The 24,494-nt window shown below is 62.8% G+C and carries 28 protein-coding genes; 13 read left to right on the top strand and 15 right to left on the bottom strand.

Going from position 1 to position 24,494, the window contains the following annotated elements; all coding sequences use genetic code 11:
- The first annotated feature begins 84 nt into the window (after positions 1–84).
- The 3 genes from F2P45_RS03170 to F2P45_RS03160 are packed head-to-tail and all read left to right on the top strand — an operon-like array spanning position 85 to position 1,101.
- Positions 85–405, top strand: a complete 321-nt coding sequence (locus F2P45_RS03170) for an ElaB/YgaM/YqjD family protein (RefSeq protein WP_126074441.1) — start codon at positions 85–87, stop codon at positions 403–405.
- A 5-nt stretch (positions 406–410) separates the two neighbouring features.
- The gene (locus F2P45_RS03165) at positions 411–788 is read left to right on the top strand and encodes a phage holin family protein (RefSeq protein WP_166870455.1); all 378 of its coding nucleotides are present in this window, start codon (positions 411–413) and stop codon (positions 786–788) included.
- A complete protein-coding gene (locus F2P45_RS03160) occupies positions 781–1,101 on the top strand; it encodes a hypothetical protein (protein ID WP_166870453.1) in 321 nt (106 codons plus the stop codon). The genes F2P45_RS03165 and F2P45_RS03160 overlap by 8 nt, the downstream gene beginning before the upstream one ends.
- 41 nt (positions 1,102–1,142) lie before the next feature.
- Here F2P45_RS03160 and proC read toward each other — a convergent pair whose 3' ends face one another.
- Entirely contained in the window at positions 1,143–1,958 is an 816-nt protein-coding gene (gene proC / locus F2P45_RS03155; protein ID WP_166870451.1) for a pyrroline-5-carboxylate reductase, read from the bottom strand.
- Between the two features lie 29 nt (positions 1,959–1,987).
- Positions 1,988–2,689: a YggS family pyridoxal phosphate-dependent enzyme gene (locus tag F2P45_RS03150; protein WP_166870449.1), complete on the bottom strand. Its 702-nt coding sequence runs from the start codon at positions 2,687–2,689 to the stop codon at positions 1,988–1,990.
- A gap of 90 nt (positions 2,690–2,779) precedes the next feature.
- On the opposite strand from F2P45_RS03150, the gene F2P45_RS03145 reads away from it, so the two are divergent.
- The 3 genes from F2P45_RS03145 to F2P45_RS03135 are packed head-to-tail and all read left to right on the top strand — an operon-like array spanning position 2,780 to position 5,457.
- Positions 2,780–3,823: a type IV pilus twitching motility protein PilT gene (locus F2P45_RS03145; RefSeq protein WP_166870447.1), complete on the top strand. Its 1,044-nt coding sequence runs from the start codon at positions 2,780–2,782 to the stop codon at positions 3,821–3,823.
- 15 nt (positions 3,824–3,838) lie between these two features.
- Positions 3,839–4,975, top strand: coding sequence for a PilT/PilU family type 4a pilus ATPase (locus F2P45_RS03140; RefSeq protein WP_166870445.1), 1,137 nt, complete (start codon positions 3,839–3,841; stop codon positions 4,973–4,975).
- Entirely contained in the window at positions 4,972–5,457 is a 486-nt protein-coding gene (locus F2P45_RS03135; protein WP_166870443.1) for a glutathione peroxidase, read from the top strand. Before F2P45_RS03140 ends, F2P45_RS03135 begins: the two co-directional genes overlap by 4 nt.
- A gap of 55 nt (positions 5,458–5,512) precedes the next feature.
- Here F2P45_RS03135 and F2P45_RS03130 read toward each other — a convergent pair whose 3' ends face one another.
- The 4 genes from F2P45_RS03130 to F2P45_RS03115 form a co-directional block, all read right to left on the bottom strand.
- Entirely contained in the window at positions 5,513–6,493 is a 981-nt protein-coding gene (locus F2P45_RS03130) for an antitoxin Xre/MbcA/ParS toxin-binding domain-containing protein (RefSeq protein ID WP_370663205.1), read from the bottom strand.
- A gap of 193 nt (positions 6,494–6,686) precedes the next feature.
- A complete protein-coding gene (locus F2P45_RS03125; RefSeq protein ID WP_166870441.1) occupies positions 6,687–7,187 on the bottom strand; it encodes a nuclear transport factor 2 family protein in 501 nt (166 codons plus the stop codon).
- A 109-nt stretch (positions 7,188–7,296) separates the two neighbouring features.
- Positions 7,297–7,680: a nuclear transport factor 2 family protein gene (locus tag F2P45_RS03120; RefSeq protein WP_166870439.1), complete on the bottom strand. Its 384-nt coding sequence runs from the start codon at positions 7,678–7,680 to the stop codon at positions 7,297–7,299.
- 72 nt (positions 7,681–7,752) lie between these two features.
- Positions 7,753–8,922, bottom strand: a complete 1,170-nt coding sequence (locus tag F2P45_RS03115; RefSeq protein WP_166870437.1) for an NADH:flavin oxidoreductase/NADH oxidase — start codon at positions 8,920–8,922, stop codon at positions 7,753–7,755.
- Between the two features lie 106 nt (positions 8,923–9,028).
- Here F2P45_RS03115 and F2P45_RS03110 point away from each other — a divergent pair, with 106 nt between their 5' ends.
- Both F2P45_RS03110 and F2P45_RS03105 read left to right on the top strand, forming a co-directional pair.
- On the top strand, positions 9,029–10,000 hold the full coding sequence (locus F2P45_RS03110; RefSeq protein ID WP_166870435.1) for a LysR family transcriptional regulator: 972 nt from the start codon (positions 9,029–9,031) through the stop codon (positions 9,998–10,000).
- 188 nt (positions 10,001–10,188) lie between these two features.
- Complete coding sequence (locus F2P45_RS03105; RefSeq protein WP_166870433.1) at positions 10,189–10,395, top strand: hypothetical protein; 207 nt, start codon at positions 10,189–10,191, stop codon at positions 10,393–10,395.
- Positions 10,396–10,409: 14 nt separating this feature from the next.
- Here F2P45_RS03105 and glcF read toward each other — a convergent pair whose 3' ends face one another.
- From glcF to F2P45_RS03090, 3 genes are read right to left on the bottom strand one after another with little or no spacing between them, the layout of a single operon-like run.
- Positions 10,410–11,636, bottom strand: coding sequence for a glycolate oxidase subunit GlcF (gene glcF, locus F2P45_RS03100; protein ID WP_166870431.1), 1,227 nt, complete (start codon positions 11,634–11,636; stop codon positions 10,410–10,412).
- Entirely contained in the window at positions 11,636–12,691 is a 1,056-nt protein-coding gene (gene glcE, locus F2P45_RS03095) for a glycolate oxidase subunit GlcE (RefSeq protein ID WP_370663204.1), read from the bottom strand. Before glcE ends, glcF begins: the two co-directional genes overlap by 1 nt.
- Before the next feature lie 14 nt (positions 12,692–12,705).
- Positions 12,706–14,187: an FAD-linked oxidase C-terminal domain-containing protein gene (locus tag F2P45_RS03090; protein ID WP_166870427.1), complete on the bottom strand. Its 1,482-nt coding sequence runs from the start codon at positions 14,185–14,187 to the stop codon at positions 12,706–12,708.
- A 73-nt stretch (positions 14,188–14,260) separates the two neighbouring features.
- Here F2P45_RS03090 and F2P45_RS03085 point away from each other — a divergent pair, with 73 nt between their 5' ends.
- The 3 genes from F2P45_RS03085 to F2P45_RS03075 all read left to right on the top strand — a co-directional run bounded on the left by F2P45_RS03085 (position 14,261) and on the right by F2P45_RS03075 (position 16,107).
- Positions 14,261–14,815 carry a cob(I)yrinic acid a,c-diamide adenosyltransferase gene (locus F2P45_RS03085; RefSeq protein ID WP_166870426.1) on the top strand — a complete coding sequence of 185 codons (555 nt, stop codon included), beginning with the start codon at positions 14,261–14,263 and terminating at the stop codon, positions 14,813–14,815.
- Positions 14,816–14,820: 5 nt separating this feature from the next.
- Entirely contained in the window at positions 14,821–15,183 is a 363-nt protein-coding gene (locus F2P45_RS03080; protein WP_166870424.1) for a YfeK family protein, read from the top strand.
- A gap of 81 nt (positions 15,184–15,264) precedes the next feature.
- Positions 15,265–16,107: a hypothetical protein gene (locus tag F2P45_RS03075; RefSeq protein WP_166870422.1), complete on the top strand. Its 843-nt coding sequence runs from the start codon at positions 15,265–15,267 to the stop codon at positions 16,105–16,107.
- A gap of 216 nt (positions 16,108–16,323) precedes the next feature.
- Here F2P45_RS03075 and F2P45_RS03070 read toward each other — a convergent pair whose 3' ends face one another.
- The 3 genes from F2P45_RS03070 to F2P45_RS03060 are packed head-to-tail and all read right to left on the bottom strand — an operon-like array spanning position 16,324 to position 19,234.
- The gene (locus F2P45_RS03070; RefSeq protein ID WP_166870420.1) at positions 16,324–17,253 is read right to left on the bottom strand and encodes an alpha/beta hydrolase; all 930 of its coding nucleotides are present in this window, start codon (positions 17,251–17,253) and stop codon (positions 16,324–16,326) included.
- Positions 17,250–18,134 (bottom strand): alpha/beta fold hydrolase, encoded by an 885-nt coding sequence (locus tag F2P45_RS03065; protein WP_166870418.1) that lies wholly within the window; start codon positions 18,132–18,134, stop codon positions 17,250–17,252. The genes F2P45_RS03070 and F2P45_RS03065 overlap by 4 nt, the downstream gene beginning before the upstream one ends.
- Positions 18,135–18,178: 44 nt before the next feature.
- Positions 18,179–19,234: a sugar phosphate isomerase/epimerase family protein gene (locus F2P45_RS03060; protein WP_166870416.1), complete on the bottom strand. Its 1,056-nt coding sequence runs from the start codon at positions 19,232–19,234 to the stop codon at positions 18,179–18,181.
- 130 nt (positions 19,235–19,364) lie between these two features.
- Between F2P45_RS03060 and F2P45_RS03055 the strand changes: the two genes are divergently transcribed.
- Positions 19,365–19,964: a TetR/AcrR family transcriptional regulator gene (locus F2P45_RS03055; protein ID WP_166870414.1), complete on the top strand. Its 600-nt coding sequence runs from the start codon at positions 19,365–19,367 to the stop codon at positions 19,962–19,964.
- A gap of 94 nt (positions 19,965–20,058) precedes the next feature.
- Here F2P45_RS03055 and dxs read toward each other — a convergent pair whose 3' ends face one another.
- Genes dxs through F2P45_RS03040 form a run of 3 tightly spaced genes read right to left on the bottom strand, consistent with a single transcriptional unit; the run spans position 20,059 to position 23,075 of the window.
- A complete protein-coding gene (gene dxs, locus F2P45_RS03050) occupies positions 20,059–21,927 on the bottom strand; it encodes a 1-deoxy-D-xylulose-5-phosphate synthase (RefSeq protein WP_166870412.1) in 1,869 nt (622 codons plus the stop codon).
- Complete coding sequence (locus F2P45_RS03045; protein ID WP_166870410.1) at positions 21,928–22,818, bottom strand: polyprenyl synthetase family protein; 891 nt, start codon at positions 22,816–22,818, stop codon at positions 21,928–21,930.
- The gene (locus F2P45_RS03040) at positions 22,815–23,075 is read right to left on the bottom strand and encodes an exodeoxyribonuclease VII small subunit (RefSeq protein WP_166870408.1); all 261 of its coding nucleotides are present in this window, start codon (positions 23,073–23,075) and stop codon (positions 22,815–22,817) included. Before F2P45_RS03040 ends, F2P45_RS03045 begins: the two co-directional genes overlap by 4 nt.
- A 314-nt stretch (positions 23,076–23,389) precedes the next feature.
- On the opposite strand from F2P45_RS03040, the gene F2P45_RS03035 reads away from it, so the two are divergent.
- On the top strand, positions 23,390–24,490 hold the full coding sequence (locus F2P45_RS03035) for an aromatic ring-hydroxylating oxygenase subunit alpha (RefSeq protein ID WP_166870406.1): 1,101 nt from the start codon (positions 23,390–23,392) through the stop codon (positions 24,488–24,490).
- Positions 24,491–24,494: the final 4 nt, after the last annotated feature.

Genomic DNA, 24,494 nt, shown 5'->3' with positions numbered 1-24,494 from the left:
GTCAATGTTACTGGCGTGCAAGATTCAGTCCGACGCGCCAGGAAGACTGGGCTTTCTTATAAATTCACTTACGAGGTAACAAAAATGATCGAATCCATCCCAACCAAGCCAGGCGCACGCGACCAGTTGATGAACGACCTGAAATCGGTGATCCAGGATGCCGAACAGTGGCTGCGCCACGGCAGCCAGCTGACCGGCGAAGAGCTGCAAGCGGCCAAGGCCAAGTTCGAGCGCACCCTGACGACCGCCAAGGCGGACCTGATTCGCCTGGAAGAAGCGGTGGTCGAGAAAACCAAGATCGCGGCCAAGGCCACCGACGAGTACGTGCATGAAAACCCATGGAAATCGGTCGGGATCGGCGCCGCGGCTGGCGTCATCATCGGCATGCTGATTTCGCGCAGGTAAGCGGCGTGGCGATCGTCGAATCGGTGGGGCGGATCGGGGCCACCCTGATCGCCATGGTGCAAACGCGGCTGGAACTGGCCGCGGTCGAGGTGCAGGAGGAGCTGCAGCGCTTCCTTGGGTATGTCGTGCTTGCGCTGGTGTCGCTGATCCTGTTCGGCGTCGCCCTGTTGCTGCTGGTGCTGCTGGTGGTGGCGATCTTCTGGGACAGCTACCGGTTGGAAGCCATTGCTGGCCTGGCGCTGCTGTTCGGCGTTGCCGGCGGCGTGATCGGGCTGCGGCTCAAGCGCAGTTTCGACGCCCGTCCGCGCCTGCTGGGAGCGACCGTGGCTGAACTGAACAAGGACGTCAATTTCGTCAGGAATGCGGGGCACGCCGATGAGTAAGGCACCGATGAGTAACAGCAAGCTGTCGCTGGCCGAACGGCGCGAGGCACTGATTGTGCAGTGTTCGATGCAGCGCCGCGATGCCGCGCGCGAGATCGGTGCACTGATGACGCCGTTGACGCATCCGACCGGCGGCATCGGCAAGCTGCTCGGCGGCGGCGGCGGGATGAAACTGCCGCTGGGGATTGTCGGCACGGTGGCGGGACTGGTCATGGCCAGGTCCGGCAAGATACTGCCGATGCTGACCGTGGGACTGTCGCTGATCAAGGCCGCGCGCAGCGTGATGGGGCTGGTGCGCAAGAAGCGCAGCTAACGCCGGTCCTTGCGCTATCACCAAAACGACGGGGGTAGCGCTTAATCCGCCCCCAACTCATCCCCCAATTCCCTGCCGCGCGCCGCAGCCGCCTTGATCGCGGCAACCACCTTCTCTTTCACCCCGCTGCCTTCCATGCTGCTCAACGCCGCATAGGTCGTGCCGCCCTTGGACGTGACGCGCTCGCGCAGCACCGACACCGCCTCATCCGACTGCGCCGCCAGCTGCGCCGCACCAAGGAACGTGGCCAGCGCCAGCTGCTTGCCCTGCTCGGCCGACAAACCCATCTCCTCGGCCGCCTGCTGCATCGCCTCGATAAAGTAGAACACATACGCCGGACCGCTGCCCGATACCGCCGTCACCGGATCGATCATGTCCTCGCCATCGAGCCACACGGTCTGGCCCACGGCCTTCATGATGCCGTCCGCCGCCGTCTTCTGCGCCGCGCTCACGCCGGCCGTGGCCACCATGCCGGTGATGCCCAGGCCAATCAGGGCCGGGGTATTCGGCATGGTGCGCACGATCGCGCCGTAATCACCGAGCCAGCGCGACAAATCGGCCGCGCGAATTCCGGCCGCAATCGACAGGATCAAGGGCGCGCCCGTCAACTGCGGCAGCAGCGTCGCGGCCACCTCGCGCATCTGCTGCGGTTTGACCGCCAGCACGATCGCATCGCACGCGGCCAGCGCGCCGCCGATCGCGCCGCTGGTGCTCACGCCGTGCTGTGCGCTCAGGCGCGCCAGCGCATCGGCGTTCGGATCGACCACGTGAATATCCGCCCCCGCAGCCAGCTTGCCGGCCAGGCCGGCGATCAGCGCCGACGCCATGTTCCCACCACCGATAAAGCCAATCTTCATAGTCACCCTCATGATTATCCGTACTGCGGTTATTCGTATTTGCGCGAGCCGAAAATCGCACTGCCCACGCGCACGATGGTCGCGCCTTCCGCCACCGCCGCGCCAAGATCGGCCGACATTCCCATCGACAGGGTATCGAGCGTCATCCCGTCCGCGCGCAAACGCTCGTACAGCACGCGCAATGTGCGAAACGCGGCGCGCTGCTTGTCGACCTGCACTTGCGCTTCCGGGATCGCCATCAGCCCGCGCAGGCGCAAGTGTGGCAGTTGCGCCACTGCGCGCGCCAATTCAGGTAATGCTTCCGGCGTGACACCACTCTTGCTAGCCTCACCACTGATGTTAACTTGCAGACAAATATTCAAGGGCGCCAGCTGCGGCGGGCGCTGTTCCGATAAACGCTGCGCTATCTTGAGCCGTTCGACGGTATGCACCCACGCGAAGGACGCCGCGATCGGGCGCGTCTTGTTGCTCTGTATGGGTCCGATGAAGTGCCACTCCATCGGCGCGGCCGGCAAGGCGTGCGAAACGGCGGCAATTTTATCTAATGCTTCTTGCAAGTAATTCTCTCCGAACGCATACTGCCCGGCGGCGGCGGCTTCAAGTACGGCCTCGGCAGGAAACGTCTTGGAAACGGCGAGCAATTGCACGGCGTTCCGGGGGCGGCCTGCGGCGGCGGCCGCGGCAACAATACTCGCATCGACAGCTTGCAAGTTCTGGACGATTGTGGACATAATCATTTTCGGCGGGCAATTCAATGCAGTCGGTAGTTGCGAAACGCACACATTATCGGCATGCGCCCATTCACGGCACAGGGATTATAAATGGACATCTCCGAATTACTCGCATTCTCCGTCAAGAACAAGGCATCCGACTTGCACCTCTCATCCGGCCTGCCGCCGATGATCCGCGTGCACGGCGACGTTCGCCGCATCAACTTGCCGCCGCTGGAGCACAAGGATGTGCACGGCATGATCTATGACATCATGAATGACGGCCAGCGCAAGCAGTACGAAGAAATGCTCGAGTGCGATTTCTCGTTTGCGATTCCGGGCCTGGCGCGCTTTCGCGTCAACGCCTTCAATCAGGAGCGCGGCGCGTCGGCGGTACTGCGGACCATTCCATCGAAGATCCTGAGCCTGGAAGATTTGAACGCCCCGCGCATTTTCGCCGACCTGGCGATGCGTCCGCGCGGCCTGGTGCTGGTCACCGGCCCGACCGGTTCGGGCAAGTCGACCACCCTGGCGGCGATGGTCAACCACCTCAACGAAAACGAGTATGGCCACATCCTGACGATTGAAGATCCGATCGAATTCGTGCACGACTCGAAGAAGTGCCTGATCAACCAGCGCGAAGTCGGCCCGCACACGCTCTCGTTCAACAACGCGCTGCGCTCGGCGCTGCGCGAAGATCCGGACTGCATCCTGGTGGGCGAGTTGCGCGACCTGGAAACCATCCGCCTGGCCCTGTCGGCCGCCGAAACGGGCCACCTTGTGTTCGGCACCCTGCACACCTCCTCGGCCGCCAAGACCATCGACCGTATCGTCGACGTGTTCCCGTCCGAAGAAAAGGAGATGGTCCGCGCGATGCTGTCCGAATCGCTGCAGGCGGTCGTCTCGCAAACCCTGCTCAAGACCAAAGATGGCTCGGGCCGCGTGGCCGCGCACGAAATCATGATCGGCACCCCGGCGATCCGCAACCTGATTCGCGAAGCGAAGATCGCGCAGATGTACTCCGCGATCCAGACCGGCAGCTCGGTCGGCATGCAAACGCTGGACCAGAACCTGACCGACCTGGTTCGCCGCAACGTCATTTCCGGCGCTGCTGCGCGTTCGGCCGCCAAAACGCCGGAAAACTTCCCCGGCTAATTTTTAGGATATTTAATGGAACGCGACCAGGCCTCAAAATTCATGTTCGATCTGCTGCGTCTGATGACCAGCAAGAACGGCTCGGACTTGTTCATCACAGCCGGTTTTCCGCCGGCGATCAAGATCGACGGCAAGATCACCCCGGTGTCGTCGCAGCCGCTCACGCCGGCCCACACCGCCGACCTGGCGCGCTCGATCATGAGCGACAAGCAGACCGCCGGCTTCGAGCTGACCAAGGAAGCGAACTTCGCGATCAGCCCGGGCGACCTGGGACGCTTCCGCGTGTCGACCTTCATCCAGATGAGTTCCGTGGGCATGGTCCTGCGCACCATCACCACCGCCATTCCGCGCCTGGAAGACCTGGGCCTGCCCGAGGTCCTGAAAGACATCGTGATGACCAAGCGTGGCCTGGTGATCATGGTCGGCGCGACCGGTTCGGGTAAATCGACGACCATGGCCGCGATGGTCGGGCACCGCAACGAAAACAGCTACGGGCATATCATCACGATCGAAGACCCGGTCGAATACGTCCACCCGCACAAGAACTGCGTGATCACGCAGCGCGAAGTGGGAGTCGACACCGACTCGTTCGAAATCGCGCTGAAAAACTCGCTGCGCCAGGCGCCGGACGTGATCCAGATCGGCGAGATCCGCGACCGCGAAACGATGGAACACGCGATCGCCTTCGCCGAAACCGGTCACCTGTGCATGGCCACCCTGCACGCCAACAGCGCCAACCAGGCGCTCGACCGCATCATCAACTTCTTCCCCGAAGAGCGCCGCCAGCAGCTGCTGATGGACTTGTCGCTGAACTTGAAGGGCATGGTATCGCAGCGCCTGATTCCGATGAAGGAAGCCAAGGGCCGCTGCGTGGCGATCGAGATCATGCTCAACTCCCCGCTCATTTCGGACCTGATTTTCAAGGGCGATGTGCACGAGATCAAGGAGATCATGAAGAAGTCGCGCGAACTGGGCATGCAGACCTTCGACCAGGCGCTGTTCGACCTGCACGAAGCCGACAAGATCACCTACGAAGACGCGCTGCGCAACGCCGACTCGGTCAATGACCTGCGCCTGAACATCAAGTTGAACGGCAAGGAAGCGAAGAACCGCGATCTGTCGGCCGGTACCGAGCACCTGGGCATCGTGTGACGGGGGCGCTCGATTTCAAGGCTGCCGATCTCTCGGGCACCCCGGTGGACCTGGCCAGGTACAAGGGCCAGGTGGTGCTGGTTGTGAACACGGCCAGCGAATGCGGCTTCACCAAGCAGTACAAGGGCCTGGAAGTGGTCTACCAGCAGTTCCGCGACAAGGGCGTGGCGGTGCTGGGCTTTCCGTGCAATCAGTTCGGCGGACAGGAGCCGGGCAGCGAAAGCGAGATCGGCGCCTTCTGCGAGAAGAACTTCGGGGTCACGTTTGCGCTGTTTGCGAAGGTTGACGTGAATGGCGAGAACGCGCATCCGCTGTTCCAGCACCTGAAGAAAGCGGCGCCCGGATTGCTGGGCACCGAGCGCATCAAATGGAACTTCACCAAGTTCCTGATCGGGAAGGATGGCAGCGTCTACAAGCGCTACGCGCCGGCGACCAAGCCGGAAGAACTGGTGGCCGATATCGAGAGGCTGCTGGCAAAGTAGCCGAACTTCTGATCCAAGCACGCAAACGGGCAGATCGGAAGGTCGATCACGAGCACTAATTGTTAGTCTCACCCCGATCAGCAACATACTTCGCTATGTAAGCCAACACTTTCGCCGCTCCTTCATCGGTGTCGATCAGGTTCACCGGAGCCTGACCGTCCAGGTAGGGATTGTCGTCTTCCATCCATTTGAATGCCTTGCCAGACGTACCGAGGATTGGGACAGCCGCGTCAAGGACCTTTTCGAGCAGATCCGGCCGCGCATACCAGGAAAGTGGTTTGAGGGTTGGTTTTCTGCCAGGGATAACACGCGGCAGTTGGGAATTTGCAAGCTCATATTCCGCGATCTGGTTACGCACCCAATGGGCCTGATCGGCCAATTCCGTATTCGCCTTACGCATGCTTGGTCGGGTTGGGATGACCAGGCCGATGATGACGTCTGTATGTGCCCGTATCAAATTGAGCGCTGGCGCGATATCGGTGTCGTTGGTGACGATGATCACTTGGTCGACGTCACCACTGACGGCGTCGTGATAGGTTTGCAGTGCCAGGTTAACGTCCGATTGTTTCTCTTCCAACTTCCAAACCAGGATTTCCTCGCAATCGCGTGGCCATTTGCCGCCGCCTACAATGCGCGCATGTTGTTTTGTGACGGAATAATACCCTTCGATGAGTTCAATCTGGCCAGGGTACAACTTACGTAACGCTGTGTGGTATCGCGCTTGGCAAGAAACTGAATCGACGGCTTTAGCGGCGCTCTCGACGATCCTGGCCGTGAAATACTTGATGGAAAGAGGTAATAGAACCGAGGTCAAGCCGGGCGGCATGCTGGACGGAATAATGTGCTGCTTGAACAGGTTGAGCGGATCTAGCCACTTGTATCTCGTGCCTTTCAGGCAACCAAAGTACAGGTTGTAGCCATCGATATACACACGTGTACGGAGTGCCGACGCCCCATTCATTTGCGCCCCCCCTGGAAACGAAAAAACCGGCTTGCGCCGGCTTTTTCCCCCGCGCTCCAGATGGTCAAGCCACACCAGAGTTACGGATTAGTTGTTACTGCTAATCGTAGCGCACCGCTAAGGTAAGGTCAAGCGCCACGCGTCGGCGACCAAGCCCGAAGAGCTGGCGGGCGATATCGAGAAGCTGCTGGCGAAATAGCGCGGCTTGCCACGCCGTGTTGGCAAGACAGCGCAACGCATGCCGTCATCAACTGCTTGTGCGTCGAGATCAGGGGGCGATGTGGGTGTGGTAGATCTTGCTCACGATCGTCCACTTGCCGTCGACCTTCAGCAGGTTGAAGAAGTCGCTGAAGAAGAAGCCCGAAACGTCGCTCGAGTCGATACGCGCACTGGCGGCGGTGCCCACAATGTCGACGTTGACGATCGCACTCTGCGCTTCGGGTGATGGGCGAAATGGCGGTTTGTCGATAGCGTCGAACAGCTCCTGAATCGGACCGCCAGTCAGCTTGCCCCTGGCATCGACACTGAAGATAGTCGCTCTTTCACTGAAGGCTGGCTTCATGATGCTGCTCCTGACCTGTTTGCAGCCGTCGATATACAGGTTCAGTACCTGGGCGATGGCCTGATAATCTTTCACATATGTAGGTTTGCTGACGCTCTTGCCAGCGGCAGCCTGTTGACCGCCCTGCCGGTCTGCGGCTTGAGCAGCCGTGCCCAAGCCAGACATCACTGCCACCAACAACAAGGTTTTGAAGAAGGTCATTTTCATTGAGTCACTTTCGATAGGGCTTGCAATGGCCGATGGCGGCGGCAGACCTGGCGCGAAGCCCGATCTGCCGCCCGTGTTCCATGCGGACGGGACGATGCGGACCGGAGCTTCAGGGCGCGACGTGGGTGTGGAAGATCTTGCTCACTACCGTCCACTTGCCCTCGACCTTCAGCAGGTTGAAGAAGTCGGTGAAGCAGAAGCCCGAGACATCGTTGGTGTCGATGCGCGCACTGGCGGCAGTGCCCACGATGTCGACGTTGACGATCCCTCCCTGGGCTTGCGGAGACGGGCGGAACGCGTTGTCGATGCCGTCGAACAGGCCCTGGATCGGGCCGCCGGTCAGCTTGCCGTCGCCATCGACGCTAAACATCGTTGCCTGCTCGCTGAACGCTGGCTTCATGATGCTGCTCTTTGCCTGTTTGCAGCCTTCGTTGTACTTGTTCAGCACGTCGACGATGGCTTGATAATCTTGCACGTAGGTAGGTTTGTTCATGTTTTCACTCCGGGTTGTTAATGCAATCATGCGAGTCATGGTAAAAACCGGCCGCCTTGGCCGGCATGGCGTTCAATCCTTGTGGGCATTCGCAGACGTGTCCTCCATCGGTGCCCATGGTCCCAACTGGACCAGCTTGCTTGCGCGCTGGTCGAGCCACCAGCCGGCCTGCACATTCCAGTTGGCATATGGCACGTCCGGGCTGACCGCCCCCAGCGTCTGCTGTGCATGCAAGGGAAAGTGTGGGTCGCGCAGCGCCGCATGCCCAAGCGCGACCAGGTCGGCCTGGCCCGAGGCGATGACGGATTCGGCCTGCCACGGATCGACGATGATGCCCACAGCCATGGTGCCGACGTTTGCTTCGCGCCGAATCTGCGCAGCGAACGGCACCTGGAAGCCATAGCCGTTGGGGTAGTCGTAGACGCCGAAGCCACCGGACGAGCAATCGATGACATCGACGCCAACCGCCTTCAAGGCCTCGGCGAAAGCGACGCTGTCGGCGATGGTCCAGCCGCTGCCGCTGCCATCGACCGCCGACAAGCGCACGAACAGTGGCTTGTCCTGCGGCCAGACCTCACGCACCTCGCGCGCGATCTGCAGTGGCAGCCGGATGCGGTTCTCGAAGCTGCCGCCGTATTCATCGCTGCGGTCGTTGGTCAGCGGTGACAGGAAAGCGTTGAGCAGGAAGCCGTGCGCGTAGTGCAGCTCGAGCACATCGAAGCCTGCCTGCAAGGCGCGCCGTGCCGAAGCGACAAAGTCCGCACGGACCTTGGCGATACCGTTTGCATCGAGGGCGGTGGGCACCAGCCAACCGTCGGTGACCGGGCGCGCGCTCGGCGACACCACTGGCCAGGCGTGTTCACCGCGTGCAGCGTCAACCTCGTTCAGTGGGCCGTTACCTTCAAACGCTCTCTGGATGCTCGCTTTTGGACCTGCATGGCCAATCTGGATGCCAGGTGTCGCACCATAGGCCCTGGCAAACGCGGCGATGCGCGCGAGGCCCAGTATATGGGCGTCATCCCACAGGCCCAGGTCGCCATGTGTGATCCGTCCTTCAGGCGACACGGCGGTCGCTTCGACCATCAGCAGGCCGAATCCGCCAAGAGCGAAACGTCCGTAGTGGATGGTGTGGTAATCGCCGACGTAACCATCTTTCGCCGTGTACTGGCACATCGGGCTGAGGACATAGCGGTTGCGCAGGGTGACACCGCGCAATGTCAGGGGTTCAAAGATTTTGCTCATGGTTCTTTTCTCGAAAGATGGCTTGCGTCGCCGGATTGATTTGCTTGATGTGATCAGTATGCAGATCGGGGATAATGACGTGAATAATCATAGATCGAGATACAGTATGAACAAAAAGGTCATAATCGAGCCTTCAGGCAGCGTGGACTGTGTTGAAAGCGCACTCTCTACGCCGCCGCTGCATCTGCCAGGCCTGCTGACGTTTGAGGCTGCCGCCAGGCATTTGAACTTCGCTCGCGCCGCCGCAGAAATAGGCGTCACGCCGACTGCGGTATCGCGCACGATCAAAAACGTGGAAGCACAATTGAATGTGCGGCTGTTCAATCGCACCACACGCAGTGTCAGTCTGACCGAGGCTGGCGCGTCATTGAACGCGGCATTGGGGCCCGCGCTTGCCTTGATCAGAAACTCCTTGTCGCAAGCGTTGCTCGCGACTGATCAACCGTCGGGCATGTTGCGCGTCAGTTCATCCTACGTTGCCTACCATATCCTGATCGAGCCGCACATCGCGTCGTTCCTGGAACAATTCCCGCTGATTAATGTCGAGATTTCACTCGACAATCAACTGAGCGATATCGTCAGCGCCGGTTTCGATATCGGCATCCGCATGGGGAGGAAACTGCAAAATGACATGATTTCCGTACAGCTGGGAGCAGTACAAAAGAGAATTGTGGTGGCAGCGCCGGATTACTTCCGCGAGCGCAGCGAACCACAAACGATGGCTGAACTGCTCCAGCACAACTGCATACGCCAGCGCTTTTCTGTCGGGGGCAGATTGTATGACTGGAAGTTCGAAGATCGCGGTCAGAAGGTTCACATCGATGTGCAAGGACGCTTCATTTTTGACGAAATGCGCTCCGTGATGGAGGCGGCAATACGAGGCCACGGCATCGCTTTCATCCTGGAAGAGTTTGCGAAACAAGAGCTGTCGGACGGCGTCCTGAGGCAGATACTGAAGCAGCACTGGGCACTCGACGACGCTTTTCATCTCTACTATCCGCATCGCGAGCACATGCCCGGAAAGCTGCGTGCGTTCGTCGATTTCATGCGCACCGCCAATCAACCGACAAGGTCTTGATTGAATGGCTCCTGTCACCTTGCACCCATCCCGATCGACATTCAGAAAACAGATATCGATCATCAAATAATGTGCTTACGTGATTCACGTTGTGAATGATATCCATTCGAATTTGAAATTGGAGTTATATGTTGCAATGCCGCATAATGCCTGCATACCAAATCAAAACACAACGAAAAAGGATCGATATGAACATCGTGAAGAACATGGAAGCCGTCGTCATCGCCGCAGTTGCACTGACCTTTGTCACCGCCATGGCCTCGGCCGAAGCACCGCGCGCCCGCGCAGTATCGGCCGCACCAGCTGCCGCGGTCAAAGCCGACACCGAGATGACCACCATCGTCGTCACCGGCAAGCGTCTGACCGCTGCGCAAAAAGCCAACCTGGCCGCGTAAGAATCAAGTAAAAATCAGGCCAGCGCCTGATCGATCAACTCGATCCAGTGCGCAACCGGCGTTTCCGTACCCGACTGGAGATGTGTCTGGCAGCCGATATTGGCCGACACAATGACTTCCGGATCGGTGGCCAGCAAACTGGCCAGCTTGCGGTCCCGTAGTTCCGTCGCCAGCGCCGGCTGCAGCACCGAGTAGGTGCCGGCCGAACCGCAGCACAGATGGCTGTCGGCGCACAAGGTCACATCGACGCCGGCGGCACGCAACACCCCTTCCACCTTGCCCCGGATCTGCTGTCCGTGCTGCAGGGTGCAAGGCGGATGAAACGCCACCCGCTTCGCCACTTTCCCTTTCAGCTTCGCTCCCAGTTCGGCCTCGAACTGCGGCATGATTTCGCTCAGGTCGCGCGTCAGCATCGCGATGCGCGCCGCCTTGGCGGCATAGGCGCTGTCGTGCGCCAGCAGGTGCCCGTATTCCTTCACCGTGACCCCGCAGCCGGACGCCGTCATCACGATCGCTTCGATCTGTCCGTGCTCGACCAGCGGCCACCAGGCGTCGATATTGCGGCGCATGTCATCGAGGCCGCCATCCTGGTCGTTCAGATGGTAGCGCAGCGCGCCGCAGCAGCCGGCCTTGGGCGCGGCCAGCAACTGCACGCCGAAGGCATCGAGCACGCGTGCCGTGGCCGCGTTGATATCGGGCGCCATGGTGCTTTGCACGCAGCCTTGCAGCACCAGCATCTTGCGTGCGTGTTCGCGCGCCGGCCAGCGGCCAGCGCCGCGCGTTGCGGGCAGCTTGTCCTGCAAGGCCGGCGAGAGCAGTGGCCGGAACAACTGGCCCGCCTTGAACGCCGGCCTGAAAATCCACGTGCGCGGCAGCGCTTCTTTCAGCACCGCGCGCTTGATGCGCTCGGCGAGCGGACGCTGGACGCGCTCTTCGACCACCCGGCGGCCGATATCGGCCAGCCGTCCGTAACGCACGCCCGAGGGACAGGTCGTCTCGCAATTGCGGCAGGTCAGGCAGCGGTCCAGATGGGTCTGGGTCTTGACGGTGACCGGCGCGCCTTCGAGCACCTGCTTGATCAGGTAGATGCGTCCGCGCGGGCCATCGAGTTCGTCCCCCAGCAGCTGGTAGGTGGGACAGGTGGCGGTGCAGAAGCCGCAATGCACGCAGGCGCGCAGGATCGCTTCGGCTTCGTCGCCGTCGGGCGTGCCTTTGATGAAATCGGCGAGATTGGTTTGCATCAGTACATCCGTCCGGGATTGAAAACCTGCGACGGATCGAAGGCCGCCTTCAGGCGTTGATGAATCCTGGCCACGCTAGGGGCCAGCGGCTGGAACACGCCCACGCTCTTGTCGCCTCCACGGAACAAGGTGGCGTGGCCGCCCACCGCCGTGACGGCGCGCCGGATATTCTGCGCCATTGCGCTATCGGCATCGACCTTGAGCCAGCGCTGCGCGCCGCCCCACTCGATCAGCTGTGCGCCGCGCAGGATGATGGCGCCGGTGGCGGACGGCACCGACAGGCGCCACAGGCTCCCTGCTCCGTCGAAGAACGCGTGCCGCTGTTCGCGCAGCGTGGCCCAGAAAGCCGCGCCCTCTTCCACCGGCTCGCCGCCCAGCGTGCGCGCGGCGGCATCCACCGCCGCCTGCGCGCCCGACAGGCGCAGTGTCAATACGCCGGCGTGCCAGCAACTGGCCGAGATGGGCAAGGGCAGGCCGGCCCATTCGTTCAGGCGCCCGAGCGCGTCGATTTCGTCCATCGCAAAACGCACGGTGGTGTCGCACAGCGCGCGCGGCAGCACCTTGATGGAATGCTCCAGCATCAGCCCCAGCGTGCCCATGGAACCGGCCAGCAGGCGCGATACGTCGTAGCCGGCCACGTTCTTCATGACCTGGCCGCCGAAGGTGAGCACCTCGCCCTTGCCGTCCATGAGGAGCGCCCCCAGGACGAAGTCGCGCAGCGCGCCGCTGCTGGCGCGGCGCGGGCCGGACAGGCCGCTGGCCACCACGCCGCCGATGGTGGCGTTTATGCCGAAGTGCGGCGGCTCGAACGCCAGCATCTGATTGCGTTCGGCCAGCGCCGCCTCGATCTCGGCCAGCGGCGTGCCGCAGCGCGCGGTGATGACGAGTTCGGTCGGCTCGTAGTCGACAATGCCGCTGTACGAGCGCGTGTCGAGGATGTCGCCCTCGCTGGTCTGGCCGTACCAGTCCTTGCTGCCGCCGCCGCGAATGCGGAGCAGGCGGCCGTCGCTTGCCGCCGCCAGCACCTGGTCCCTGAATCGTTCGATCTGCCGCACTTTATCTTCCATGGTCAAAAACGCGGCAGGCCGGCGAACGGCAGCACACCGCTTGACACGCGCATCTTGCCGAATTCGGCGCAGCGGTTCAGGGTGGGGATGGCCTTGTCGGGATTGAGCAGGTGTTCGCAATCGAAAGCGCGCTTGACGGCGAAGAAGGCATCGAGTTCGGCGCGCGTGAACTGGATGCACATCGAATTGATCTTTTCCTTGCCCACGCCATGTTCGCCGGTGATGGTGCCGCCCACTTCCACGCACAGCGCCAGGATGTCCGCCCCAAACGCTTCGGCGCGGTCGAATTCGCCGGGCTGGTTGGCGTCGAACAGGATCAGCGGGTGCAGATTGCCGTCGCCGGCGTGGAACACGTTGGCGCAGCGCAGGCCGTGCGTGACCTCCATTTGCGCGATCCCGGTCAGCACCTGCGCCAGGTTCTTGCGCGGGATGGTGCCGTCCATGCAGTAGTAGTCGGGCGAAATGCGGCCCGCCGCCGGAAAGGCGTTCTTGCGGCCCGACCAGAAGCGCAGGCGTTCGGCCTCGCTCTGCGACACCGCGATCGCACTGGCGCCCGCAGCCCGCAGCACCGCCGTCATGCGCTCGATTTCCTCATCCACTTCAAGGTGGGTGCCGTCCGCTTCGCACAGCAGGATCGCTGCGGCGTCGGTGTCGTAGCCGGCGCGCACGAACGGTTCGACCATGCGCGACGAGGTCTGGTCCATCATCTCCAGCCCCGCCGGGATGATGCCGGCGGCGATCACGCTGGCCACCGCGTTGCCGCCGGTGACCACGTTGTCGAACGAGGCCATGATCACGCGCGCGGTGGCCGGCTTGGGGATAAGCCGCACCGTCACTTCGGTGACGATGCCCAGCATGCCCTCGGAGCCGATGAACACGGCCAGCAGGTCCAGTCCCGGTGCGTCGAGCGCTTCGCCGCCAAGTTCGATGATGTCGCCATCGATGGTGGCCACGCGCACGCGCAGCACGTTATGCACGGTGAGTCCGTATTTGAGGCAGTGCACGCCGCCGGAATTCTCGGCCACGTTGCCGGCGATGGTGCAGGCGATCTGGGAGGACGGATCGGGCGCGTAGTACAAACCGTGCGGCGCGGCCGCATCCGAAATGGCCAGGTTGCGCACGCCCGGCTGCACCACCGCCAGGCGCGCGTAAGGCTCCATGCGCACGATGCGGTTCATGCGCGCAGTCGACAGCACCACGCCGTCGGCGATCGGCAGCGCCCCGCCCGACAAGCCGGTGCCGGCGCCGCGCGGCACGATCGGCACCTTCAGCTCGCGGCACACGTTCAGGATCGCCAGCACCTGTTCCTCGTCGTCCGGCAGGGTGACGATCATCGGCAACTGGCGGTAGGCGGCCAGGCCGTCGCACTCGTAGGGGCGCGTGTCTTCCGGGTCGGACAGCACGCAGCGTTCCGGTAGCACCGCCAGCAGCGCCTGGGCGACTTGGCGGCGGCGTTCGGGATCGATGGGAAGGGAGGCAGACATGTCTTGATTGTATGCGTAAACGCCGCTTTTGTCGTATGCTGGCTCATTCTGATTCAGTTACGGGAAAACAATCATGGGCAACCGACTTTCTAAAATCGCCACCCGCACCGGCGACAACGGCACCACCGGCCTCGGCGACGGCAGCCGTACCGAAAAAGACAGCGTTCGCGTGCACACCCTGGGCGAGGTCGACGAACTCAATTCCTTCGTCGGCCTGCTGCTGTGCGAAGACATGCCGGCCGAGCTGCGCGAAGAGCTGGTCTCGATCCAGCACGACCTGTTCGACCTGGGCGGCGAGATCTGCATCCCCGGTTACACCCTGATCACCGACGAGCATGTGGCGCGGCTGGACGACCTGCTCGAAAAATACAATGCCGACCTGCCGCCGCTGAAAGACTTCATCCTGCCGGCCGGCTCGCGCGCGGCCTCGATCGCGCACGTGTGCCGCACGGTGTGCCGGCGCGCCGAGCGCAGCATCGTCACGCTCGGCAAAACCGACACCATCAACGACCACCCGCGCCAGTACGTCAACCGCCTGTCGGACCTGATGTTCGTGCTCTCGCGCGTGTTGAACCGCTTTGCCGGCGGCAGCGACGTGCTGTGGCAGCATGAGCGCAAGCGCGGATAATCGCCATGAAAAGGACACTGATTGCCACGCTGGCCGCAGCACTTTTGAGCGCCGGCAGCGCGTTCGCCGCAGCGCCCGACGCCACCCGCACCGAAGTCGCGCGCCTGCTCGATGCCGTCGAAAAGTCGCAGTGCCAGTTCAACCGCAACGGCAGCTGGCACGACGCCAAAGAGGCGCGCGGGCATCTGCAAAAGAAGTTCGACTATCTTGAGAAGAAAAAGCTGGTGACCACCACCGAAAGCTTCATCGAGCGCGGCGCCTCGGCCAGCAGCATGAGCGGCGATCCGTATCAGATCCGCTGCCCCGGCACGGCGGCGGTGACCAGCGCCGCATGGCTCAAGGCCGAACTGGCGCGCCAGCGCAAGTAGGTGGGCAAGCATCATCGGGCGCCTGCGGCCGGCATTCGCTGGCAGCCAGGGACTGGCCCCGACCCGGAAGCGCTTGCGCGCATGGCGAAGACGGCGCGTAAACCCGCAAAAGTCATGGGCGAAGCGTGGTTCATGGGTGACGACCGGGCGATGTTCGACTATCTGGGCACCACGCCGGTCGATGCCCTGTCCGACCAACAGCTCGACAACGTATTGTCGGAGATCGCCGGCGGCACGCGCAGCTTTGGCCACATGGATGAATGGGATGACTGGCTCGCCTATCTTCTGCCCCAGCTTATCCTGGTCAAGCAGGCCCCGGCGCATCGTCGGATCATCGAACTGGCGGCGACCGCCTTTTTCAGCCTGCATCCGCAGCGCGAGGACCATACCGATTACAACGACGCCTTGCAGACGCTGGGCCAGGTCATCATGGGGCCGTCGCGCTGGCATGACGGCCGCCTGATCCTCGAGCATGTCCTGAACGGTACGCCCGCGGGGTCGTCTGACTCGTGGGGCTGGTGGAATGTCGGCGGCGACCTGTCTGTGTCGCTGTTCTTCTGCCTGAAGTACCTTCATCCAAAACATATCAAGGAGTGGGTCGAGTCGATCTTCGCCATCGGCGATCAGCACTGGCGCGCGCAGATACTGGTGTGGCTGTCCGCGACGCGGGAGCTGTGGGACGCCGGCAGCGTGTTCCCATCCGGCCTGAAAAACCGGTCTCCGGACGTGGGATGGCCCGAATCTTATCTGATCAACGACAAGCTGGCCGCCACGTTCATCAGCGAGGAAAACCGCAGCGCGTTCAAGGATGCATTGTGGCCCGTGCTGGCCCTGCACCTTCACAGCTGGCGCGAATCGATCGCGCAGATCGATTATCTGGAGTTGGAAGCGCTGCCTTTCATCGTCGACCCCGACACCCCTTAGCGTAACGCCCTGCCCAATCATGCCCTGCACGCGCAGTGACATCATCAGTTACCGCTGCATGCATCGCGCGAGGTCGCACCAGCGCATTCCCCACTGCCGCGTCCCGCGCCGCGCCATCCCCCCTGGCTTGAGCGCAATCCATGGCTCGAACAGGACCTGGTGCCGCTACGGCGTGCGCGGATCGATGCCATCTTCAGAAAACGATGGCTTTGCGCCTCATGCCATCCGGCGCAAACCGGCGGCCGCCGCATCGAACAACTGGCGCGCCGCCGGCGTCAACCCGAGCATGTGAATGCAGCCATGGATCATGCCCTCGAGCGTGATACACGAGGCATCGACCGACGCGCCCCGCAACCGCCGCGCATACGCCACAGCCTCATCGCGCAAGGGATCGAATTCGCACGCCATGACCGTGGCCGGCGGCAGCCCATGCAGCGATTGCGCGCGCAGCGGCGCCGCGTAGTCCGAGTCCGCACCGCCAGCGTCACCCAGATAGGTGGACCAGCAAAAGCGCATCGTCTCGAGCGTCAGCGAGTAGCCCTCGGCGAATTCGCCGCAGGATGCGCTCGACAGCCGGTCGTCCAGTGCCGGATACATGAGCAACTGGTGCGCAATCGCCGGGCCGCTGCGGTCACGCGCCAGAAGCGCGGCCCCAGCGGCCAGGTTCGCTCCCGCGCTATCGCCGCCGACAGCGATGCGCGCGGGATCGATCCCGAGTATGACGGCATGCTCCGTCGTCCACACGAGTGCCGCATAGACGTCTTCCAGCGGCGTCGGAAACGGATGTTCAGGCGCCAGGCGGTAGCCCACCGACAACACCATGCAGCCGGTCGCATTGGCCAGGGCGCGGCACGGATTGTCGTACAGGTCCACGGAACACAGGCACCAGCCGCCTCCATGGGCGAACACAATGGCCGGCCGCGCGCCGCTTGCAGGCGCATTGGCCGGCATGTAGGCACGCAGCGCGATCGGGCTGCCGGCGGCGCCCGGAATCTCGTAGTCGGTCACCGACGCCACCGGCTCCGGCGCGCCGTGCAAGCGGCGCAGCTCAAGGTCGGTCGCGGCACGGATGCCGGCCAGCGAATCGGGTGCGACAGCGGCGCCGGCCTGCGCCAGGTAGGCGGCGATGTTCGGATCGAGGCTCATCGCGACACCCCCTCTGCAAGGAACGGCAGCAGATGGAGCAAGAACTGCTCGGGATTTTCTTCCATCACAAAGTGACCGCAGTCGGCAATCACGGCGCCGCGCAGATCGGGAGCATGAGCGCGCATCGTATCCTGCGGCGCATCCCTGGTGGCGTGTTCGGCGCCGATTGCCAGCACCGGCATGGCCAGTTTTGTCGTGGCGCGCAGCGTGTTCTGGCGAATCGTCTCGGGAATCGCGCGGTAATAGGCAAAGCCGGCGCGCATGGCGCCCGGGCTGGCGTAGGCTTCGGCATAGACCTCGACCGCGACCCGCTCGCGCCGGTACGACCATTTGTCGAACATGAAGCGTATGTACTCGCGTTCCTTGCCGGCGATCAGAAACTCCGGCAAGTCGAGTACCTGGTTGAACATGAAATGCCACAGGAACCGGTTGTCGGCCGGCGCCACGAAGATCGGCGGCGCCACCGCCAGGCCCGGGATCACCGCCTCGGTCACCCCCAGCTTGGTCACCGCGGCCGGATAGTCACTTGCCAGCGCATACGCAACCCACATGCCGATGTCGTGGCCGACCACGTCATAACGCGCGTGGCCGAGATGCTGCATGCACTGGTGCAGAATGCGCGCCACCGAACCGGTGTCGTAGCCATCCGCAGCACGGTCTGACAGGCCGGTCCCCGGGGGATCGACAGCAATCGCCTGGAAACCTGCTTGCGCCAGCGCCGTCATCACATGACGCCATGCGTACCAGGTCTGTGGCCAGCCGGGAATCAGCAGCACCGGCTTGCCGGCGCCGGCGGTGACCAGGTGCAGGCGCTGCCCGTCTACCTGGAGGTAAGCGTGGTCCATAGCAACAGCGCTGTCGTGGTGGGTGGGAGTCTTCATTGGTTTTCCTTGCTGTGTGTATTAAGAACTTGTCTCGGCCGGCTCTAAGCGATGCCAAGCAGTTGTTTCAGTTGCGCCGCGTCGATCGGCACGCCGGCGAAGTCGTCGAACACCTTGTCGGTGACTTCAATGATGTGGCGATTGACAAAGTCGACGCCTTCGCGCGCTCCCTGGTCGGGGTGCTTCAGGCAGCATTCCCATTCCACGGTGGCCCAGCCGGCGTAATCGTATTGCGTCAGCTTCGAGAAGATCGCCTTGAAGTCGACCTGGCCGTCGCCCAGCGAACGGAATCGGCCGGCGCGGTTTTCCCAGGATTGATAGCCGCCGTAGATGCCCTGGCGCCCGCTCGGATTGAACTCGGCATCCTTGACGTGGAACATGCGAATGTGGTCTTTGTAGATGTCCAGATAGTCCAGGTAGTTCAACTGCTGCAGCACGAAGTGACTGGGGTCGAACAGGATTGCGCAACGCTGGTGGCCACCGACGCGCTCGTGGAACATCTCGAAGGTGACGCCGTCGTGCAGGTCTTCGCTCGGATGGATTTCGTAGCACAGGTTCACGCCGTTCTCGTCGCAGGCGTCGAGAATCGGCAGCCAGCGGCGTGCCAGTTCGTCGAACGCGGTCTCGATCAGCCCGGGCGGACGTTGAGGAAAGGGGAACAGATATGGCCAGGCCAGGGCACCGGAAAAAGTGCCCATCTCGGTGAGGCCGAGACGGCGCGAGGCACGTGCGGCCAGCAGCAGCCGTTCGCGCGCCCATGCGGTGCGCGCCGCCGGATTGCCGCGCACCTGCGGCGGCGCAAAACCGTCGCACAGTACGTCGTAGGCCGGATGCACCGCCAGCAGTTGGCCGAAGATGTGCGTGGTCAGTTCGCTGATCACGAGGCCGTGCTCGGCCAGTACGCCGCGCACCTGGTCGCAGTAGGCCTGGCTTTCGGCCGCCAGTTTCACATCGAACAAGCGTTCCTCCCAGGCGGGCAGTTGCACCGCCTTGTAGCCCAGTTGCGCCGCCCAGGCGGCAATCGAAGGCAAGTCGTTGAAAGGCGCGGCCACGTCGCTGAACTGGGCCAGGTGGATACTTGGGCCTTGAATGGTTTTCATCGGGTTTCCTATTCTTTGTCGATTGACAAAGAATAGGACATGGCGACGTTTCGGTCAAGAGGATTTTTACGTCAGGCGCGCACGGCGAGGCGGTATACTGGTCGACTGACGAATCAGGCGGGAGCAGTAAATGGCGGGAAGGCCGAGGGAATTCGACCGCGATCTGGCGCTGGTCAAAGCCAGGGATGCGTTTTGGGAGCGTGGTTATGAAGGTGTGTCGATGTCCGACCTGGTCCAGGTGATGGGCATTGCGTCAGCCAGGATTTATGCCGCCTTCGGGTCCAAGGAAAACCTGTTTCGCGAAGCGATTGCGCTGTACGAGGCCGATGAAGGCGGGTTTGCGGAGCGCGCCCTGGCGCAGCGAGCACCGGCACGCGCTGCCATCGAGGCCATGCTGCGCGACGCGGTGCTGGCGTACACCCGGCCGGGGGCGCCGCAAGGTTGCATGGTGGTGTCGGCGGCGACCAATTACAGCAGCGGGAACGACGCCATCAACGCCTGGCTGGCCGGGCATCGACGGGCGCGCACCGATTCGATCATCGAGCGGCTGCGCCGTGCCGCGCAGGATGGGGAACTGAAGGCGGACGCCGACGTCGCCGCGCTGGGCGATTGTTACGCCGTCCTGCTGCATGGCATCTCGGTGCAGGCCCGTGATGGCATCGGCAGCGCGCGGCTGCTGGCCATGATTGCCCCGGCGATGCGGGCGCTGGACCAGGCGCTGGCCGATTAGGCTGTCGGACCGGTGTTCGGCTCCACTGCGAGCGCGGTCAAGAAGAACAGAGCGTTCACCGCGATGAAGCGAGCGCCGGGTCGCAGGACAATACTTAGATGTTGTTGACCACCAGCCGCGGTTCGACTGCGCCGAAGCGCTGGCGGATCGACGCGGCGATGCCCTTGGCGTCAAGTCCCACGCCCGCCAGCAACGCTGCCGGGTCGCCATGGTCGATGAATTTATCGGGCAGGCCGAGGATCAGCAGGGGTTTGAGGATGCCAACGGCTGCCAGCGCTTCGGCCACCGCCGAACCGGCGCCGCCCATGACCGCGCCCTCTTCCACCGTCACCAGATAATCGTGGTCCTGCGCCAGCTGCTTGACCAGTTCCACGTCGAGCGGCTTGATGAAGCGCATATTGGCCACCGTCGCGTTCAACTCCTCGCCCGCCACCACGCTGCGCGCCACCATCGAGCCGAACGCCAGGATCGCCACGCTGGCGCCCTGGCGCTTGATTTCGCCCTTGCCGATCGGCAGCGTCGTCAATTCTTTTTCGATCACCGCGCCAATGCCGGCGCCGCGCGGATACCGCACCGCCGCCGGGCCGTTGTACTGGTAGCCGGTGCTGAGCATCTGGCGGCATTCGTTTTCGTCCGAGGCGGCCATGACCACCATGTTCGGAATGCAGCGCAGGTACGACACGTCGTAGTTGCCGGCGTGGGTGGCGCCGTCGGCGCCGACCAGGCCCGCGCGGTCGAGCGCGAACAGCACGTCCAGGTTTTGCAGCGCCACGTCGTGAATCAGCTGGTCGTAGGCACGCTGCAAAAAGGTCGAGTAGATCGCCACCACCGGCTTCAAGCCTTCGGTCGCCAGCCCGCCGGCGAAGGTCACCGAATGCTGCTCGGCGATGCCGACGTCGAAATAGCGGTCCGGGAACTGCTCTTCGAAGCGCACCATGCCCGAGCCTTCGCGCATGGCCGGCGTGATGCCGACCAGGCGCTTGTCGGCGGCGGCCATGTCGCACAGCCAGTTGCCGAACACTTCGGTGTAGGTGGTCTTGCCGGCCTTGGCGGGCAAGATGCCTTCGGTCGGATTGAACTTGCCCGGCCCGTGGTACAGCACCGGATCGGCTTCGGCCAGCTTGTAGCCCTGGCCTTTGCGCGTGACCACGTGCAGGAACTGCGGACCCTTGAGCTTCTTGATGTTTTCCAGGGTCGGAATCAGCGAATCGAGGTCGTGGCCGTCGATCGGGCCAATGTAGTTGAAGCCGAATTCCTCGAACATCGTGGCCGGCACCACCATGCCCTTGGCATGTTCTTCGAAGCGCTTGGCCAGTTCCAGCACGGGACCGGGCAGCACCGACTTGCCGACGTTCTTGGCGGCCGCGTAGAACTGGCCGGACATCAAACGCGCCAGGTAGCGATTCAGTGCGCCGACCGGCGGCGAGATCGACATGTCGTTGTCGTTGAGGACCACCAGCAGGTTGATGTCTTCCTGGACGCCCGCGTTGTTGAGCGCCTCGAAGGCCATCCCGGCGGTCATGGAGCCGTCGCCGATGACGGCGATCGCGTGCCGGTTTTCGCCCTTGATCTTGGCCGCCTGCGCCATGCCCAGCGCGGCCGAAATCGAGGTCGACGAGTGGGCCGTGCCGAAGGTGTCGTATTCGCTTTCGTCGCGGCGCGGAAAGCCCGAAATGCCGTTCAGCTGGCGCAGGCTGTGCATCTGGTCGCGCCGGCCGGTGAGGATCTTGTGCGAGTAGGTCTGGTGGCCCACGTCCCACACGATGCGGTCGTGCGGCGTGTTGAACACGTAGTGCAGCGCAATCGTCAGCTCCACCGTGCCCAAATTGGAGGAGAGGTGGCCGCCGGTCTTGGATACCGAATCGAGCAGAAAGTGACGCAACTCGTGCGCCAGCGGCGTCAGTTGTGCGCGCGCCAGCTTGCGCAGTTCGGCCGGTTCGTTGATTGTCTCTAGCAAGTTCATTTACGCTTTCCGCTGCACGATCAGGTCCGCCAACTGGCGCAGCCGATCTGCTTTTTCACCAAACGGCGCGAGCGCGTCATGCGCGTCGTTCCGCAATTTTTCTGCCAAGACCCTGGATGGCTCCAGGCCCAAAATCGATACGTAGGTCGGCTTGTTGGCCGCCGCGTCCTTGCCCGCGGTCTTCCCGAGGGTGGCCGAATCGGCGGTCGCATCGAGCACGTCGTCGACCACCTGGAAGGCCAGCCCGATCGCTTTGGCGTAGGCGTCGAGCGCGCGCATCTGGTCGGGGCCGACATCGGCGCCGGCCAGCGCGCCCAGCACCACCGAGGCGCGCAGCAAGGCGCCGGTTTTGAGCTGGTGCATCTGTTCGAGCTGTTCGAGCGTGAGGCTGATGCCGACACTGTCCAAATCGATGGCCTGGCCGCCGCACATTCCGCCCGACCCGGCCGCGTGCGCGAGCAGGCGCAGCATGGCCACCTGGCGCGACGCGGGAATATCCATGCCTTCGGCCAGCGCCAGGAAGGCCTGCGATTGCAGCGCGTCGCCGACCAGCAGCGCGGTCGCTTCGTCGTAGGCCACGTGCACGGTCGGTTTGCCCCGGCGCAGGTCGTCGTCGTCCATGCAGGGCATGTCGTCGTGCACCAGCGAGTAGGCGTGGATCATTTCGACAGCGGCGGCGGCGCGCGCCAGTGCGTGCGCATCGGCGCCGAACAGCGCGCCGCTGGCAAACACCAGCAGCGGGCGTACCCGCTTGCCCCCGCCGAGCACCGTGTAGCGCATCGCTTCGTGCAGCTTGTGCGGCACCACGCTGGCCGCCGGCAGCAAGGCGTCCAGCGCTTCTTCGGCGCGCGCCTGCACGGTTTTCATCCAGTCGTCGAACGGGCCGCTCATTGCATGCCCTCGCCGGCGCCATCGGCCGCGAAGGGACGGAGCATGTCGCCTTCGAGCACCTTGACCTGGGACTCGACTTTTTCGAGCTGGGCCGCGCAGTAGCGCACCAGCTCCGAGCCGCGCGCGTACGCCGCGACCGACGCCTCCAGCGGCAACTGGCCGGCTTCCATCTGGCTCACCAGCTGGGCCAGTTCGGCCATGGCCTGTTCGAACGATTCAGGCGCCGCTGCGGGTTCCACTAATAATTTCTTTGCCATAGTTACTTTATGTGAGTCCGCAGCATGCAACTTGTGCGCGGCGCGCCAGTCTAATCGCTTATTCTAGAACAATCCATCCTAACAGGTGGCGATTTGGCATTTTATCGTATTGAGGCTGGATCGATGAAAACCATGTTTTTCCTTCAATATTTACGTCCGTCCACACCACATTCCCGCGCCGGACCGAGACGGTAGGGCCCGTTCCGCGCTATAATCTCCGGTTCTGTCCGAAATACCGTATTCCGCACTCCAAAATACTGGTCTTTGGATTCTTTCTCTTCTTTACTCGGTGCACATATAAAAGGGGGGTTGGGATGTCCGATCTGGCTATCCACGCCAAGCTGGCGCGCTCATGCGCGCAGCTTCCGGTAGATGCTTACTTTGATGAAGCGCTGTTGAAGCGCGAAATGCAGCAATTGTTCCAGCATGGCCCGCGCTATGTCGGCCATACGCTGATGGTGCCCGAAACGGGAGACTTTGCCACGCTCGCTTCCGAGAACGAGGGCCGCATGCTGGTGCGCAACGCAAACGGGATCGAGGTCCTGTCGAACGTGTGCCGTCATCGCCAGGCGCTGATGTTCAATGGACGCGGCAACGCAAACAATATCGTCTGCCCGCTGCATCGCTGGACCTACGACCTCAAGGGTGAGCTGATCGGTGCGCCGCACTTCCCGGAAACGCCGTGCCTGAATTTGTCCAAGACGCCACTCCAGGAGTGGAACGGGCTGCTGTTCGAGCAGAACGGCTACAACGTCATGGACAAGCTCAAGAGCCTGTCGGTGGCCAGGGATTTCGATTTTTCGGGCTATATGTTCGACCACGTCGAGGTGCAGACCTGTAATTACAACTGGAAGACCTTCATCGAAGTCTACCTGGAGGATTACCACGTCGAGCCGTTCCACGCGGGCCTGGGCGGCTTTGTCAGCTGCGACGACCTGCGCTGGGAGTTCGGACGCGATTACAGCGTGCAGACGGTCGGCGTCAATCGCGGCCTGGGCAAGGCCGGTTCGCCCATCTACCAGCGCTGGCAGGAGCAGGTGCTCAAGTTCCGTGGCGGCGTGCCGCCCGACAAAGGCGCGATCTGGTTCACCTTGTACCCGAACATCATGGTCGAGTGGTATCCGCACGTGCTGATCGTCTCGACCCTGTGGCCGGACGGCCCGCAAAAGACGCGCAACGTGGTCGAGTTCTACTACCCCGAAGAGATCGTGCTGTTCGAGCGCGACTTCATCGAGGCCGAACGCGCCGCCTACTTCGAGACCTGCGTGGAAGACGACGAAATCGGCATGCGCATGGATGCCGGACGCCGCATCCTGCTGGCGCGCGGGGTCAACGAAGTCGGTCCCTACCAGTCGCCGATGGAAGACGGCATGCAGCACTTCCACGAGTGGTACCGCAGTAACCTGGCGCTGTAGGCGC

Origin of the sequence: Massilia mucilaginosa (genome assembly GCF_011682145.1) — a bacterium.
Lineage (GTDB): Bacteria > Pseudomonadota > Gammaproteobacteria > Burkholderiales > Burkholderiaceae_D > Telluria_A > Telluria_A mucilaginosa.
Note: the sequence above shows the minus strand (reverse complement) of the source record. Positions and strands in the feature narration are given on the sequence as shown.

What these genes read in the sequence shown, in the direction of transcription:
- F2P45_RS03170 (WP_126074441.1), top strand. Translation starts at nt 85, where the DNA reads ATGATCGAATCCATCCCAACCAAGCCAGGCGCACGCGACCAGTTGATG.
- F2P45_RS03160 (WP_166870453.1), top strand. Translation starts at nt 781, where the DNA reads ATGAGTAAGGCACCGATGAGTAACAGCAAGCTGTCGCTGGCCGAACGG.
- proC (WP_166870451.1), bottom strand. Translation starts at nt 1,958, where the DNA reads ATGAAGATTGGCTTTATCGGTGGTGGGAACATGGCGTCGGCGCTGATC.
- F2P45_RS03150 (WP_166870449.1), bottom strand. Translation starts at nt 2,689, where the DNA reads ATGTCCACAATCGTCCAGAACTTGCAAGCTGTCGATGCGAGTATTGTT.
- F2P45_RS03145 (WP_166870447.1), top strand. Translation starts at nt 2,780, where the DNA reads ATGGACATCTCCGAATTACTCGCATTCTCCGTCAAGAACAAGGCATCC.
- F2P45_RS03140 (WP_166870445.1), top strand. Translation starts at nt 3,839, where the DNA reads ATGGAACGCGACCAGGCCTCAAAATTCATGTTCGATCTGCTGCGTCTG.
- F2P45_RS03125 (WP_166870441.1), bottom strand. Translation starts at nt 7,187, where the DNA reads ATGAAAATGACCTTCTTCAAAACCTTGTTGTTGGTGGCAGTGATGTCT.
- F2P45_RS03120 (WP_166870439.1), bottom strand. Translation starts at nt 7,680, where the DNA reads ATGAACAAACCTACCTACGTGCAAGATTATCAAGCCATCGTCGACGTG.
- F2P45_RS03115 (WP_166870437.1), bottom strand. Translation starts at nt 8,922, where the DNA reads ATGAGCAAAATCTTTGAACCCCTGACATTGCGCGGTGTCACCCTGCGC.
- F2P45_RS03110 (WP_166870435.1), top strand. Translation starts at nt 9,029, where the DNA reads ATGAACAAAAAGGTCATAATCGAGCCTTCAGGCAGCGTGGACTGTGTT.
- F2P45_RS03105 (WP_166870433.1), top strand. Translation starts at nt 10,189, where the DNA reads ATGAACATCGTGAAGAACATGGAAGCCGTCGTCATCGCCGCAGTTGCA.
- glcF (WP_166870431.1), bottom strand. Translation starts at nt 11,636, where the DNA reads ATGCAAACCAATCTCGCCGATTTCATCAAAGGCACGCCCGACGGCGAC.
- F2P45_RS03090 (WP_166870427.1), bottom strand. Translation starts at nt 14,187, where the DNA reads ATGTCTGCCTCCCTTCCCATCGATCCCGAACGCCGCCGCCAAGTCGCC.
- F2P45_RS03085 (WP_166870426.1), top strand. Translation starts at nt 14,261, where the DNA reads ATGGGCAACCGACTTTCTAAAATCGCCACCCGCACCGGCGACAACGGC.
- F2P45_RS03080 (WP_166870424.1), top strand. Translation starts at nt 14,821, where the DNA reads ATGAAAAGGACACTGATTGCCACGCTGGCCGCAGCACTTTTGAGCGCC.
- F2P45_RS03075 (WP_166870422.1), top strand. Translation starts at nt 15,265, where the DNA reads ATGGCGAAGACGGCGCGTAAACCCGCAAAAGTCATGGGCGAAGCGTGG.
- F2P45_RS03070 (WP_166870420.1), bottom strand. Translation starts at nt 17,253, where the DNA reads ATGAGCCTCGATCCGAACATCGCCGCCTACCTGGCGCAGGCCGGCGCC.
- F2P45_RS03065 (WP_166870418.1), bottom strand. Translation starts at nt 18,134, where the DNA reads ATGAAGACTCCCACCCACCACGACAGCGCTGTTGCTATGGACCACGCT.
- F2P45_RS03060 (WP_166870416.1), bottom strand. Translation starts at nt 19,234, where the DNA reads ATGAAAACCATTCAAGGCCCAAGTATCCACCTGGCCCAGTTCAGCGAC.
- F2P45_RS03055 (WP_166870414.1), top strand. Translation starts at nt 19,365, where the DNA reads ATGGCGGGAAGGCCGAGGGAATTCGACCGCGATCTGGCGCTGGTCAAA.
- dxs (WP_166870412.1), bottom strand. Translation starts at nt 21,927, where the DNA reads ATGAACTTGCTAGAGACAATCAACGAACCGGCCGAACTGCGCAAGCTG.
- F2P45_RS03045 (WP_166870410.1), bottom strand. Translation starts at nt 22,818, where the DNA reads ATGAGCGGCCCGTTCGACGACTGGATGAAAACCGTGCAGGCGCGCGCC.
- F2P45_RS03040 (WP_166870408.1), bottom strand. Translation starts at nt 23,075, where the DNA reads ATGGCAAAGAAATTATTAGTGGAACCCGCAGCGGCGCCTGAATCGTTC.
- F2P45_RS03035 (WP_166870406.1), top strand. Translation starts at nt 23,390, where the DNA reads ATGTCCGATCTGGCTATCCACGCCAAGCTGGCGCGCTCATGCGCGCAG.